The following is a 13863-nucleotide window of genomic DNA, read 5'->3' as shown; positions in this document are numbered from 1 at the left end:
CCAGCGCGGCCCGCCATTGCGGACGCGCGACATGATTAGTGGCCCTTGAGGATTTCTTCGACTTTGGGCAGCGCGACCATGGTGGCGCCTCCATCCACCAGCAGCGAGGTGCCAGTGATGTAGGAGGCCTCGTTGGAGGTCAGAAACAGTACGGCATTGGCAATGTCGGCGGACTCACCCAAACGCCCCACGGGAAAATGTGCCGCGAGTTTATGCGGCAGTTCATTGCCCAGGGTTTCCAGCATATGGTCAGTGCCGATCAGCCCGGGCTCGACAACATTGACCAGAATATTCATGGCGCCGAACTCCACCGCCAAGCCACGAGCGAAGGCGTTCATAAAGGCTTTGCTGGAGCTATAGGCAATCAGTCGAGGCGTATATTTGCGGTTGGCTTCGCCGGAGGAGATGAATATCAACCGGCCTTTATCGACCGCCCGGGACAGGTAAAAGGCGCTGTCCTTGGCCAGCCAGAACAACGACTGGATGTTGCTGCGCACGATGTGATCGAAGGTGTCATCGGCCATGTCGGCGATCAATCCGTGGCTCGTATCGGCCGCGCAATGCACCACGATATCCAGGCCGCCAAAACGCTCCACGCCACCTTCCACCATCGACTTGATCGCCTCGCGGTCGGCGATGTCGCCACCGACCAGACAGGCCTCACCGCCCAGGGCCTTGATCTGGCTGATCGTTTCTTCGCCGTATCGAGCGGTGCGTGCCGATACGACCACCTTGGCGCCCTCGCGGGCATAGGCCAGGGCAATGGCACGGCCCATGCCTCGACCGGCACCGGTGACCAGCACGACTTTGTCACGGAATTTCATTGCGGTTCCTCATTGTTGTTATTAGAAGAGGCTTTTGACGCAGCGCGCGCGCCGGGTAACCCATCGCAACCCGGCGCACCCGACCGACTACAGGTCCTTGCCTGGAACGTTACGGGCCGAGCCGTTACGTCGGTCCGATTCGCCCCAGCCCAGCCAGTGCGAAGGCTCACGGGTATCGCCCACCCGACGCCAGCGTCCTTCCTGCTGCGCCGTGATCGGGAAGCCACCGACGAAGTCGATCATCTCCCCCTTCTCGTCGGGCAGGAACTCCCACTCTTCCTGGCCTTCCAGGACAATTTTGGCCGACTTCAGGAAGTAACTGCCGTCCTTGTGCACGGTTTGCCCTTCGATATCGGTGGTGACCCGTACCTCGCCCTTTTCATTGTTGAAAATGGCGTAGCCCAAGTGGTCGTGACCGACCATGAAGGAACCGGTGTCCCAGCTGCCGTCTTTGTAAACGGTGACAAAGGACCACCAGATCACGTGCTTGTTGTTGTTCACCACCAGGTCTTTCTTGAAGTGAATAGCGCCGCCTTCGGCCATGTAGAACTGGTCCAGCGCCATGGCACCTTTCACCGCCCGCCCCTCGCAGACACCGGCGATGTCCCACAACTGCGAAACGTAGAAGGTGCCCCAGTCCACACCCGGCAAGTACCACTGCAGTCCCGGGCCGAGCAGACGCCCTTCCAGGTGAAACAGGCCTTCTTCCTTCCAGGTCAGGCGCTCGCTGCTGGCCGTGATTTCCCAACCATTACCGGGCTCACCCGGTTGGCTGGCCCAGCGTGCGACATCGCCTTCCAGGCTGTGCACGGGCAACGGCGTCAGGGCCTGCCGGGCCATTTTTTCGTGGTCCATGCGCAGGTTGACGTTGTCGACGTGGTTGTTCAGGTAGAAGAACTTGGTCGGGTTCGGGGTGCCATTGGGCGCCATCAGCGAACGCACGAATGAATAGATGTTGCCTTGTTCATCGCGCACCGACCCGAACGGGGAACTCTTGCTCAGGTGCAGCCCGAAGAAACCGCGTTCGGCGGACATCGAAGCCCCCGTGACCTTGTGCGGCCCGACCAGTTGTTGAAAGCCAAAATCACCGCGTTCCGGAATGGTCTTGAACGTTCTCATAATGCCCTCTGTTGTTTTTGTTGAGGCCTGGAGATGGCTCTTAGGCGTGGTTAGTCCCAGATCACCGGAAGCTTGGACACGCCGCGCAGTTGCGCCCCGCCGATCTGCGGGACAGGCTCGCTCGGGTCGAGGCGCAAATTGGGGAATAGATCGAGGATCGCGTTGACCGCGCAGCTGATTTCCACCTTGGCTACGAATTGACCGATGCACATGTGCGGGCCAAAGCCAAAACCAAAGGAGGGTTTTGGCTTGCGATCAATGTCGAATACATCGGGGTTTTCAAAAGCGTCTTCGTCGCGGTTGGCGGACACCACCATGCACTGGACAAACGAACCCTTGGGAATCTTCACGCCGTGAAACTCCACTTCTTTGGCGGTTTCACGCACCTTGAAGGTGGCGACCGGCTCGAAGCGGGTGGTTTCGTCCATCAGTTTACCGATCAGCGAGCGGTCGGCCTTGACGCGCTCCAGCAGGCCGGGCGTGGTCAGTAGCAAGGTCATCACCGAGCCGAACATGCGCGTGGTGGTTTCGCCAGCGGCCGGCAACAACGAGCGGGTGAAGGTGATCACTTCATGGTCATCCAGCGTGCGCCCTTCGTATTCGGCACGCAGCAAACGCCCGATCACATCATCGCCCTGGCTACCCTCGGCACGGCGTTGCACCACGACCTCGGCCAGCGCGTCGTACAGCCCTTTGACGGCGATGCCGGCCTGGCGGCGCGCTTCAGCCATTTTGCTCGGGTCAATCTGGTTGCCGCCGACAATGGCCAAGGCCCAGGCGGCGTATTGCTTGTACTTGGAGGGGTCATCCGAAGGGAAGCCCATCAAGGCGTACATGATGCGAATCGGCAGTTCGAGGCCGAACTTCATCAAGTCGGCCTTCTTCGCTGGCAGCATCGGCCGGATGTATTCTTCGCGAATCACTTGATCGATCTGCGGGCGCCATTTGTTCACGGTCTCCGGCATGAATGCCGGTTGCAGCAAGGCGCGGACCTTGCGGTGTTCGTCACCGTCCATGGCAAGAATGATCAGGCCATCGAAGAACGCGCCCAGACCTTCGGCAATGAATCCACTGGTGTAGGTCGCACCGTCGCGCAGGACGGTCATCACATCCTGGTACTTGAACAAGGCGAAGGTCGGGCGAGTGCCCTGCTGGGTCCCGGCATTGGTCGGAACGCCGAACTGGGTGATGAAGTCGCCTTCATAGATGGGCGATTTCAGCCGTTGCTCGCGGCACACCGCGTGAATATCCAGGTCGGTGCCGCGGTACATTTGCGATACGGCAGAATAAGCGGTTGCCAGGTCCAGTGCCGCGCTGTCGTTGTTCATCAGGGTCTCCCGTCTTGTTTTTATGGCTCTTGCACACCAAGATTGCCCGGCTGCTAACCTATGGTATGCGCTTGCATCCATACCGGTGGCCGGCTTCGTTTGACTTAGGGTCAAACGAAGGCCCACGGGAAAATGCTTCAAAGTATCAATAGCCTGCCCCATGCAGGCATGAGGAGTACGAGGTGGCGGTGAAGGCAGGAGAAGGTGGCGAACAGGGCAAGCGCAATACGATGAATCGCCTGCTCGCTGCTGCGCGCATGGAGTTCGCCAAAAAGGGCCTGGCCGGTGCGCGAGTGGAAGAAATTGCCCGGGATGCGGGCGTCACCAAGCAGTTGGTCTACCACTACTACAAGTCCAAGGAAGGGCTGTTTGTAGCGGTACTGGATGAGTCTTCGGACAACATCATGTCCGAGCTGGTCAACCTCAATGTCGAAGCGCTTCCACCACCGGAAGCGATGCGCGTCGTGCTCAACCATTTCTTCGATCAGTACCGCCTGGACCCCTTCCTTGGCAGCCTGGCGCTGGAGGGCATCCGCTACCACGATACCCACGAAACACCCCGTAACCATTTCCTGGAAATGGCGCCGAAACTGATCGCCAAACTCGACGCGATTCTGCTGCGCGGCGCTGCCAATGGTGATTTCCGTGGGGGTATCAACCCGCGCCTTTTGCTGGCCAGTGCATCTTTGGTGACCACTGGCTGGTTCACCAACCGCTATTCGATGTCGGCACTCGCCGGGTTGGACACCGACTCGGCCCAAGGCATGGCCATCTGGCGTCAGTACTCGGCGGACTTTGTCCTGGCGAGTATTTCACTGGGGGCAGAAAAGAACGCCGACAGCGTTTAAGGCTGTCGGCGCGTTTTCGCGAGCAGGCTCGCTCCCACAGGTTTACCCGCGTTACCTGAACATGATCTCTTTGTGGGAGCGAGCCTGCTCGCGAAGGGGCAAGCACTTGCACCATCATCGCCGCCTGACACACCACCTTCGCGAGCAGGCTCGCTCCCACAGGTTTATCTGTCGACGGTTCAGTTGCCTTTTTTACTCAGGTACTTGCTCACCCGCCTGGCCGCCAGCCGGCCGGCCATGCCATTGACTCCGCCGCCCGGGTGAATGCCGGCACTGCCCAAATACAATCCCGCCACCGGCAAGGTATCGCCTCCCAAGCCGTATGCCGGGCGCATGGTACTCGAGCGCATCGAGGTGGTGTCGATATGCACCACGCAGCCATTCACGGTGTTCAGGCGTTCGGTAAAGTCCGGGGCGGCCTCGATGCGTCGGCCAATCACTTGCCCTTCGATACCCTCGATATAGTCGTACAACTGTTCCTGCACCTGGTCGGCCACTCGCTCACGCAACGCGTCCCAGCCTTCGTTGGGGTTCACCGGCATCACGGGCGGGTAGATGTACAACACATCCTGGCCGGCTGGCGCCTGGGAGGGATCCGCGGCGCTTGGTGCGGCCACGGTGATATAGGGCAATTTGGGGACCTCGCCACGGGCGCAGGCGGCGAAGTTTTCCAGCACGGCCTCTTCGGTGCCGATCAACATCACGGTCTTGCGCAGATCCACACCGTCGCCGCGCGCGGCAGCGAAACGTGGCAGGGAAATCTGCCCACGCAAGGCGACATCCACTTTGAGCGGTCCCGAGCCCTTGCCGTTGGCCGGCGCCATGGCGATGCGGGTCAGCAGGTGTTGCGGGATCTCGCCGCGGGTGACCATGTCCAGCGCTGGCTTGGGATGACAACCGGCAATGACTGCACGGGCCGTGAACTCGCGACCGTCGGCCAGCTTCACGCCTTTGACCTGACCTTGCCTGGCGACGATTTCACTGACGCTGGCCGATACCAGCACCTGGCCGCCCAACTCTTCCAATCGAGCCTGCATGGCATTGCTCAACTGCTGCATACCCCCCATCACCCGGCCCACGCCAAAACGATGGAGGAAACCGAGCAAGGCGTAATAGATGCCACCGCCATCGGCGCTGATATCGCCCGCCAGGCCGGTGAGTGCGCACATCGCAGAAAGGGTCACCGGATGCTCGAAGCGCTCACGGGCCGCCTGCAACGCAGAGCCCGTCATCAGCGCCATCAGCTCGGGTTTCAAGGCTTTGTGCTTAAGCGCGGTGCCGAGCATTTTCAGCTTCACGCCCAGGTTGGTTTTCGCCGGGTCGACCCGCATCATCGGCAGCGCGATATCGAGGAACATGTCGATGACCTTCATGAACTGGAGAAACGCCTCGGCGTCCTTGCTGCTGAAGCGGCGTATCTCGGCAGCGGTTTTCTCACGGTCACGCCAGAAAATCAGCGACTGCCCATCCGGGTGGAGGTAGACATACCCCGGCGCGAGCTCCACCGATTTGAAGCCGTGGCGCTCCAGTCCCAATTCCAGCGGCACATGGGAATGCACACGCATCGACATCATGTCCAAGGCACAGGGGTGTACCAGATGCTGCGGCGCTTCGGGTATCAGGTAGCCAGACGAGGCCATCCCGCCAACCTTGTCCAACGCCTCAAGGACCAACACTTTTTTGCCTTCCATGCCCAAGTAACAGCCCGCTGACAGGCCGTTGGTACCCCCACCGACCACGATTACATCGAAATCAGTGTTTCTCTCAATTTGGTTCTGGTTCATTACAGGCTTCCAATGTCGAAATACAAGCACGGCGGCTGTAGCGGCGAAGATCAGCCTCGGCGCACTGCGTAGAGGGCGCCGAGGCAAGCGTTACATGCCGGTGCGGCCCATCTGCGCAAAGAGCGCGCGCATCGCCACCAGGGATGGCGTGTGGCTGCTGAAACCACCGTCGGCGACCAGTGTGGTGCCGGTGACAAAGGCGGATTCATCACTGGCCAGGAATGCCACGACATCGGCGATCTGCCGGGGTGTGCCCAGCTCGGCGGTGCAGTGGTTGTCGCGCAGAATGTCGAGCACCGGTTCAGGCATGGCGTGCTCCGAAGGCGCCAGGCCGATCTGCACGGCGTTACCACGAATACCTTGCTTGCCGTACTGCGAAGCCACCATGCGCGGCAGCATCATCAGCCCCGCCTTGGAGGTGGCGTAGCCGGTCAGGGACATATCGCCCTGCATGCCCAGGCCTGAAGTGGCAAAGATAATCGAGCCCTTGCCGTTCTCCAGCATGACCGGGATCACATGCTTGGTGCACAGCACCGCGCCCCGCAAGTTGACGGCGATGGCGCGATCCCAGGCCTGCATATCGAGGTTGACGAAGTCACGGTCCAACTGACGTTGCTCGGCATTCAGGATCGCCGCGTTGTTGTGCAGGATGTCGACACGGCCAAAACGCTGTTTCACCTGGGCGACCATCGCCCGCACGTCGTCTTCCGAGGACACGTCCGTAGCGATCGCCAAGGCTTGATGACCCGCAGCCAGCAGCGACTCGGCAACGGCCGTCGCGCCCTCGAAGTTGATATCGACCACTGCGATACTTGCACCATGCGACGCCAGTACCCGGGCGCACTCAGCGCCCAGGCCGCCACCGGAACCGGTAATAATGGCCACTCGCCCTGCCAGTTTTCCTGTGCTCATGTCCTGTTCCTTATTGTTTTTTGGGTGACGCTTTACTCGCCGGTAAAGCGCGGTTCGCGCCGCTCGCTGAACGCCTGGGCCGCTTCGCGGGCATCCTTGGTCGGGGCCAGCAAGGCGAACAGATCGAGCTCCAAGTCCAGGCCGCGCTTGAGATCCATGTCCAGCGCCGCCCGGGCCGCCTGTTTGACAAAGGCCGACGCGGTGGGTGGTTTGCTGGCGATGCGCTGAGCAAAGGCCCGTACTTCGTCCAGCAGGCTGGCGTTGTCACTGGCCAGGCGGCTGACCAGGCCAATGCGCTGCGCGTGTTCGGCACCCACCCGGTCACCGGTAAGCAACATGTCCAATGCCTGACCCGGCGCCACCACACGGGAAAGTCGTTGCGTGCCGCCGCCACCGGGAATCAGGCCCAGGCCGGTTTCCGGCAGGGCGAACACGGCATCGGGCGCGGCGAAACGGATGTCACACGCCAATACCAGCTCCAGCCCACCGCCCATGCAGTAGCCATGGATGGCGGCAATCACGGGTTTGCCGATGCCATCCAGCGCTTCGATCCAGCGCACCTTTTCCATGCGCTGGCGCACTTGCAGGCTCGACTCCGGACCGCGACGTTCCTTGATATCGGCGCCCGCACAAAAGCCTCGCTCGCCTTCCCCGCGAATCACGATCACACGAATTTCCGGGTCTTGTTGCAACAACGCCAATGCTTGCGGCACGCCCTGGCGAATGTCGTCGTTGATGGCGTTGATCTGCCGGGGCCGGGTCAGTACCACCCAGCCCACCATGGCCTCCCGCTCCAGGCGCACGGCATCGTTGATCAGCACGCAAGACGGCTGGTTCTGCGCCGGGCTCATGCAGAGCACTCCTCGAACTCGAAGACTTGGCCATCGAGTTCCTGCGGATCGACCTTGATCAACGCACGGCCACCCACGGCCGCCGAGGATTCGATCCACTGGAACCGAGTGCCGCGCGCTCGCAAGTCCTCGGCTTTGGCGGCCAGGTCGTTGACACCGATGCGGATGTAGTACGGACCCGGGCCCCAATTATTGACGTAGTGGCCGGCGTCGGTGTTCCAGTAGGTAGCCTCGAGCACATCGAGGGTGGCGCTGTTGGGCACTGTGAAGCCCATCCGCGCACGGCGGTAACCTTCACTACCGATGGTCTCTACCGGGCCGCTCGGCTCCCAGTCGAGGTTGGTCGATACCTTGCGCAGGGTTTCATCGAGGTCGCGTACCAGGAAGCCACGGGCGGTGACGCGCACCATGTCGCCGGGCTTGAGATCGCGCGGTTGCATCGGTGGCAGCTGGTAGGTTTCCGGCGGCATCTGCAAAGGCTCGGTCGGCATGATTTCAATGCACAAGCCGCCGTCCACGGAGGGTTGGTAATACGGTTGCTCGGGGGTCGCCCCCAGCCATAGGCGATCGAACGGCATTTCCGGGGTGCGCTGCGCCATGCGGAATGGCAAGCGACGACGCATCAGTTTGTCCACCAGCGCGTCGAACTTGTCCCCATGCAGCGCCAGCACGATGGAGTGGGTAAGCATGGGCCGGTGGTGGCCCTGGAAATCCTTGAGGCTTTCCAGGAAATCATGAAACAGCGGGTCACCGGGGTTCGGCCGATCCAGGTGCCACTGCGGTTCGATGCGCGTCGGCGACACCGCCAGGGATTTGTGTACCCGCAGAAAATGCGCGATGTACGGGTGATTATCGAACGCCTGGCGCCAGCGCTCGTGTTTGTAGATCCCGAGCTTGTCGACCAACATTTGCGTCATGCCGTCCGGGTCTGGAACCATCATGTCGGCACTCATCAATAACTCGAACATCTTTATCTCCTTGCAATTGCCAGCCAGGGCCTGGGCCCGGCCATTAGTCAGCGGGCACGCCGGGGTAAGGCGAGCTCAGTCAATGAGTGTGTTGGTGCACTGGTCGCGGCCTTACGCGGTTCCTGCTGCGCGCGGGCGTCTTCAAGGTCAAGCGTCACTCCGGCCTTGGAGTTGCCCTTGGGGTTGAGCAGGTAATGTGACAGGGCCGGGATCAACACCAGCGCACCGAGCATGTTCCACAGGAACATGAAGGTCAGCAGAATGCCCATGTCCGCCTGGAACTTGATCGGCGACCAGGCCCAGGTAATCACCCCCGCGGCCATGGTCAGGCCCACCAGGGCGACGACACGGCCAGTGAAATCCAGCGAGCGGCGATAAGCGACAGCCAGGCTGCCACCTCGCGCCTGCACCGCCAGTTGCACGCTCAGCAGGTACAACGCGTAATCGACACCGACCCCGACACCCACGGCGATGACCGGCAAGGTGGCCACTTTCAGGCCGATGCCCAACCAGACCATTAGCGCCTTGCAGATGATCGTGGTCATCAGCAGCGGAATCAGCGCCACCAGCGTTGCACGCCAACTGCGGAACGTCAGCAGGCAGAGCAAGGCCGTGGCGCCATACACAGCCAGGTACATCGTGATGATGCCCTTCTCAACCTCGATGTTGGTGGCGGCCTCGATGCCGGCGTTACCCGCGGCCAGCAGGAATTCCACCGGCTGCTCGGCGCCGGCGGCGGTGTTGTTTTCCTTGGCGAACGCCTCGGAGACCTTCAATACCCGGCTCAGGGTATCGGCCTTGTGGTCTGCCAGGTAGGCAATCAATGGCGTCACCGAGCATTGCTGGTTGGTGATGCCGGGGGCGGAAATCATCGCCGCGTCCACCGCCGAGTTGGTGATCGCCTGGTCACGGCTGATGCTCAACCATTTCGGGCTGCCTTCGGCCATGCCGGAGCTGATCATCCGCACGGTTTCGGCCAGCGATTGGGTGGTTTGCACGCCCGGCGTCTGGCGCAGGCGCCAGGCCAGTTTGTCCATGCTTTGCAGCGACTGGTACAGACGGCAGCTGTCTTCGTTGGTCTTCATGATGACCACGAACTGGTCACTGGAAAGTCCGTAATGGCTGGTGATGTAGGCGTTGTCACGGTTATAGCGTGAGTCCGCGCGCAACTCGGGTGCACCGGGGTCCAGGTCGCCCACCTTGAGATGCATCATCACCACGCTGCCCAGCAGGGTCACCAACAGCGACAAGGCAATGACTGCCGTGGCCGCCGGCCGTTCGGTGAAGCGGTCGAGACCACGCCAGATATGCCCAAGCAAACCTCGGCTGGCTTCATCGGCCTGGTCTTTGGCGATGGCGATACGCGCGGCTTTTTCACTCACACCCAGGTATGACAGCGCCACCGGAATCAGCAGCAGCTTGGTGAAAATCAACACCGCCACACCGATGCTGGTGGTCAGGGCCAGGTCGCGGATCACCGGGATATCAATGATCACCAGCACGGCAAAACCGACGATATTGGTCAGTAGCGCGGTAAGGCCGGTGAGGAACAAACGGCGGAAGGTGTATCGCGCGGCCACATACTTATGAGTGCCCCGGCCAATATCCTGGAGGATGCCGTTCATCTTCTGCGTGCCATGGGAAATGCCGATGGCAAAAATCAGGAACGGCACCAGAATCGAATACGGATCCAGCTCGTAGCCGAGGATCTGCATCAAACCCAACAGCCACACCACACCGGCCACCGCCACGCTCACCAGCAACAGGGTGCTGCGCAGGCAGCGGGTATAGCAGTAGACGAACAGGCCGGCGATCACCACCGAGGTGCCAAAGAACAGCATCACCGAATACAGGCCGTCGATCAGGTCACCGACCAGCTTGCTGAAACCGACAATGTGAATGCCCACCTTGTCGCTTTCCAGCGAGCGAATCTGTGCTTCCAGTTGCTTGGAAAAATCACCGTAGTCCAGGGGTTTCCCGGTCTGCGGATGAGTATCGAGCAGTGGCGCGACAATCATGCTCGACCGGCCGTCGTTGGCCACCAGGTTGCCGATAATGCCGGCGCGCATGATGTTGCGGCGCAGCGCCTTTATCGACTTGTCGCTGCCGTCGTAATCGGCTGGCATCACCGCACCGCCATCGATGCCCTCCTCCGTCACTTCTTTCCAGCGAACGATGGGCATCCACAGCGACTTCATCCAGGAACGGTCGATACCCGGAATCAGGTACAGGGTGTCGTTGACCTTCTGCAGGGCCAGCAAGTAGTCAGCGTCGTAGATGTCACCGGTCTTGTTTTCCACCACCACGCGAATGCTGTTGCCCAGGCCTGGTAACTGGTTTTTATAGGCCAGGTAATTCTTGATGTACGGGCTGGAGCTGGGAATCATTTTCTCGAAGCTGGCATTCACCTGCAGCTGGGTAGCAAAGAAGCCCAGCACGACCGTGGCGAGCAAGCAGGCAACGATGACGACCATGCGATGACGGAAAATGACCCGTTCAAACCAGCCACCGGAGTGCTTGTCAAAGTCCTCCAGGTTGGCAATCACTGGCATCCCGCTGTTGAATTTTTGCTCGACCATTTTTTCTTTCTCGTAGGGGAATCGTGCCGGCGGCGTTAGTTGGCCGGGGCGATATCGATGACCTTCGCGCCGCTGAAGCGCGTGACGACCAGGCTCCCAGCCTGTTTGGTGGCGGTGGCTGCATACACCTCGCCTACCCGCGCATCGGTCAACGGGCTGACCTGCAAACTCTGCCGATCGACACTGACCAATTGCCCCCCCTGGCTTACGACGATCAAGGCGTTGCCCTGCTCGACGATACTGACCAGGCTGCTATTGAGCCGGGTCTCCACGGGCTGCCACTGCTGGCCGTCATCACGGCTGGCCAACAGATTGCCGCGCAGTCCGTAAGCCAGCAGTAGATGATCGAAGGCACGAACGCCAAAGTAGGTACCGGTATAGGGCGTATCGATTTTCACGAAACGCTGTTGCTGACCGTCCAGGCGCAACAACAGGCCCTGTTCACCCGCGATATAAAAAGCGCCAGCGTGCTGCGCCAGGCCATACAGGTGCATGCGTCGATCGTTGTCGCTGCGCTCGATCCATGGTTCCCAGCTCTGGCCGTTATCAGCGCTGTGCAACAACATGCCGAAGGCCCCCACGACAAACCCGCTGCCGTGTTCATTGAACATCACATCCAGAAACGGTGCGGCCAACACGTCCGGCGTCGCCGAAGTGCTGGCGGCCATGGCAACCTCCCTGAGCACCAGGGCTGCGGCTTCATCGCCTTTTTCGGCCCGCGGGCCGTAGTAGGCGTTGAGCAACGTCAACAGGCGGCGCCCGTCAAGTTGCACCTGCCAGCTGTCGCCGCCATCGGTGGTGCGCATGACCAAGGCATCGTGACCGACGACCCAGCCATTGCGCTCATCGCGAAAGCGTACTTGCACCAGATCGCTGGAAACCGGGCTGTCGACCTGCCGCCAGGTCCGGCCGTCATCGGTGGAACGCTGGATCAGCCCGTGCAGACCGACGCCGATCATCGCGTTGCCAGCCCTGGCGACCGACAGCAAGGGTGCGGGCAGACGTTCATCCACCCGCTGCGCCGGCACGTCCAGCGAGTCGGCGGAGGACGCGACCGCGCTATAGGCAGGCGTCGTCACCCACGGACTCGCACCGACGATCAGCGCGACAGCCAGCAGCAGGCGCGTCGTGGAGCGGAAAAAAGAAGCAGGGCAAGGGCCAGTCATTATTTTTATTCCTTAACCATCCCACGTGGCGAACCCACCCGCTCTGCCTGCCAGGCTTGATGCGCAAACCGGCACGCAGAACAGGCGAGATCACGTCAGCGCTGAGTCACCCGGGCCACAATGGCTTCAGGGTTCATGTCACGCTCGGAAAGTGGTTTGTCGACGAATTTGTAGCCGCCCTTCAAACCATCGTTGAGCAACGCATACATGCCTTTGTTGAAGTCATAAACGACGTTCTTCACGTTGTAGGGGATGTTCTTGTCGTAGAGCTGGACACCGCTGAGGAAGATCGAGCGATACAAGGCGCCGCTCTTGTCCCAGGCGTCATACAGGCCTACGCCGAAGGTATCTTCATCCAGATAGTAGGTGCGCTTGCTGTAGACGTGACGCATGCCCGGCTTCAACGTCGCCTCGACGACCCAGACCCGATGCAGTTCCCAACGCTCGTTCGCCGGATTGGCGTGGTGCGGCATGAACTGATCTTCCTGCTTGCCAACGCCGAAATAGAACTTGTAGGCGTTGTAAGGGATGTACATCTCCTTGCGGCCGACCAGTTTGTAGTCGAACCGGTCCTGGCTGCCGGAGAACATTTGCAGCTCGTCGAACAGCGTCACACCGCCCTGGCTGGCGACCGGCGTGTCGAAGGCGAATTCCGGCGCCAGTTTTACCCGGCGCTGGCCTGGGGAATAACTGAACGAACGACGCGCCTTGGCCAACGGATCGAGGAAGTCGGTCAGTACCACCACTTCACCAGAACGTCGCGCCGGATAGTCATTGCGCGAGAACACCCGGGCATACATCAATGGGTCGCGATCCTGCTGAGTCACCTGGTAATAAGGGGTTTCCTCGAAGGTCGCCTGTTCAGCGGTCTTGGTAATCGAGCCGTTCGCATCGACTACCCAGCTATTGGAAGAAGACGTGGTCGAGTAGCCGGTGCCGATCTTGTAACGCACCTGCTGGTTCCACATCACTTCGTTGCCGGTTTTCGGAATCGGGAACGGCAAGCCGCCACGGCAGGCCGGATCGACTGCCAACCCGTCCTTTTGGATCTGACAGCTGGTGGCGTTGCGCACGGTGGCGTCAAGTACCGCCTGAGGATAGGCCGCCGTACGGTGGCTTGGGTAAACGTCGATGTAGTAGGTCGGGTATTTCTTGATCAGGGCCTTTTGCCCTTCACTGAGCTTGTCCCCGTACTGGTCAACGTTTTTGGCATCAATGCGAAACAGTGGTTTCTCGTCCTTGAACGGGTCGACCCAGAACCCGCTATCCGCTACGAAGCCGGCCGGTGCCTTGGTCAAGCCGCCATCATAGGCAGGAATCGTACCTTCGGCGTTACCTGCCTTGATCGCCCCGAACGGGGTAAGGCTTTTGCCCAGTTCCGAGGCGTCACCGCCTGCCGCCAGGGTGTAGGTCGCCATGCTCATCAGGGCAATGGATAGGGCAAGTTGTCGTTTCATGAACACATTCTCCGATTCTTGTTGTAT

At 60.6% G+C, this 13863-nt stretch carries 11 protein-coding genes; 1 reads left to right on the top strand and 10 read right to left on the bottom strand.

The genetic code is table 11. The features are described from left to right. Nucleotides 1–35: 35 nt before the first annotated feature. The 3 genes from ABX75_RS22015 to ABX75_RS22005 form a co-directional block, all read right to left on the bottom strand. Nucleotides 36–824: an SDR family NAD(P)-dependent oxidoreductase gene (locus tag ABX75_RS22015; RefSeq protein ID WP_014338802.1), complete on the bottom strand. Its 789-nt coding sequence runs from the start codon at nucleotides 822–824 to the stop codon at nucleotides 36–38. An 87-nt stretch (nucleotides 825–911) separates the two neighbouring features. After that, nucleotides 912–1943 (bottom strand): hypothetical protein, encoded by a 1032-nt coding sequence (locus ABX75_RS22010; RefSeq protein ID WP_014338801.1) that lies wholly within the window; start codon nucleotides 1941–1943, stop codon nucleotides 912–914. 50 nt (nucleotides 1944–1993) lie between these two features. Further along, nucleotides 1994–3271 (bottom strand): cytochrome P450, encoded by a 1278-nt coding sequence (locus tag ABX75_RS22005; RefSeq protein WP_014338800.1) that lies wholly within the window; start codon nucleotides 3269–3271, stop codon nucleotides 1994–1996. A gap of 182 nt (nucleotides 3272–3453) precedes the next feature. Between ABX75_RS22005 and ABX75_RS22000 the strand changes: the two genes are divergently transcribed. Beyond that, a complete protein-coding gene (locus tag ABX75_RS22000) occupies nucleotides 3454–4119 on the top strand; it encodes a TetR/AcrR family transcriptional regulator (RefSeq protein WP_014338799.1) in 666 nt (221 codons plus the stop codon). Nucleotides 4120–4298: 179 nt separating this feature from the next. On the opposite strand, the gene ABX75_RS21995 is transcribed toward ABX75_RS22000, so the two are convergent. The 7 genes from ABX75_RS21995 to ABX75_RS21965 form a co-directional block, all read right to left on the bottom strand. After that, complete coding sequence (locus ABX75_RS21995; protein ID WP_014338798.1) at nucleotides 4299–5903, bottom strand: NAD(P)/FAD-dependent oxidoreductase; 1605 nt, start codon at nucleotides 5901–5903, stop codon at nucleotides 4299–4301. 90 nt (nucleotides 5904–5993) lie between these two features. After that, the gene (locus ABX75_RS21990; protein WP_014338797.1) at nucleotides 5994–6815 is read right to left on the bottom strand and encodes an SDR family NAD(P)-dependent oxidoreductase; all 822 of its coding nucleotides are present in this window, start codon (nucleotides 6813–6815) and stop codon (nucleotides 5994–5996) included. A gap of 32 nt (nucleotides 6816–6847) precedes the next feature. Continuing rightward, nucleotides 6848–7666 (bottom strand): enoyl-CoA hydratase/isomerase family protein, encoded by an 819-nt coding sequence (locus ABX75_RS21985; RefSeq protein ID WP_014338796.1) that lies wholly within the window; start codon nucleotides 7664–7666, stop codon nucleotides 6848–6850. Then, the gene (locus ABX75_RS21980; protein WP_014338795.1) at nucleotides 7663–8634 is read right to left on the bottom strand and encodes a lactoylglutathione lyase; all 972 of its coding nucleotides are present in this window, start codon (nucleotides 8632–8634) and stop codon (nucleotides 7663–7665) included. The genes ABX75_RS21985 and ABX75_RS21980 overlap by 4 nt, the downstream gene beginning before the upstream one ends. A gap of 47 nt (nucleotides 8635–8681) precedes the next feature. Next, complete coding sequence (locus tag ABX75_RS21975) at nucleotides 8682–11213, bottom strand: RND family transporter (RefSeq protein WP_014338794.1); 2532 nt, start codon at nucleotides 11211–11213, stop codon at nucleotides 8682–8684. 35 nt (nucleotides 11214–11248) lie between these two features. Continuing rightward, a complete protein-coding gene (locus ABX75_RS21970) occupies nucleotides 11249–12379 on the bottom strand; it encodes a YCF48-related protein (RefSeq protein ID WP_014338793.1) in 1131 nt (376 codons plus the stop codon). Between the two features lie 95 nt (nucleotides 12380–12474). After that, nucleotides 12475–13836, bottom strand: a complete 1362-nt coding sequence (locus ABX75_RS21965) for a DUF1329 domain-containing protein (protein WP_039588653.1) — start codon at nucleotides 13834–13836, stop codon at nucleotides 12475–12477. Between the last annotated feature and the right edge of the window lie 27 nt (nucleotides 13837–13863).

Origin of the sequence: Pseudomonas sp. ARP3 (genome assembly GCF_001029595.1) — a bacterium.
Lineage (GTDB): Bacteria > Pseudomonadota > Gammaproteobacteria > Pseudomonadales > Pseudomonadaceae > Aquipseudomonas > Aquipseudomonas rhodesiae.
The sequence above is the reverse complement of the archived record's forward strand: the minus strand, read 5'-3'. Positions and strand labels throughout refer to the sequence as shown.

Bases quoted from the DNA above. Each gene is read 5' to 3' on its own strand.
- ABX75_RS22015 (WP_014338802.1), bottom strand. From the start codon at position 824: ATGAAATTCCGTGACAAAGTCGTGCTGGTCACCGGTGCCGGTCGAGGC.
- ABX75_RS22010 (WP_014338801.1), bottom strand. From the start codon at position 1,943: ATGAGAACGTTCAAGACCATTCCGGAACGCGGTGATTTTGGCTTTCAA.
- ABX75_RS22005 (WP_014338800.1), bottom strand. From the start codon at position 3,271: ATGAACAACGACAGCGCGGCACTGGACCTGGCAACCGCTTATTCTGCC.
- ABX75_RS21995 (WP_014338798.1), bottom strand. From the start codon at position 5,903: ATGAACCAGAACCAAATTGAGAGAAACACTGATTTCGATGTAATCGTG.
- ABX75_RS21990 (WP_014338797.1), bottom strand. From the start codon at position 6,815: ATGAGCACAGGAAAACTGGCAGGGCGAGTGGCCATTATTACCGGTTCC.
- ABX75_RS21985 (WP_014338796.1), bottom strand. From the start codon at position 7,666: ATGAGCCCGGCGCAGAACCAGCCGTCTTGCGTGCTGATCAACGATGCC.
- ABX75_RS21980 (WP_014338795.1), bottom strand. From the start codon at position 8,634: ATGTTCGAGTTATTGATGAGTGCCGACATGATGGTTCCAGACCCGGAC.
- ABX75_RS21975 (WP_014338794.1), bottom strand. From the start codon at position 11,213: ATGGTCGAGCAAAAATTCAACAGCGGGATGCCAGTGATTGCCAACCTG.
- ABX75_RS21970 (WP_014338793.1), bottom strand. From the start codon at position 12,379: ATGACTGGCCCTTGCCCTGCTTCTTTTTTCCGCTCCACGACGCGCCTG.
- ABX75_RS21965 (WP_039588653.1), bottom strand. From the start codon at position 13,836: ATGAAACGACAACTTGCCCTATCCATTGCCCTGATGAGCATGGCGACC.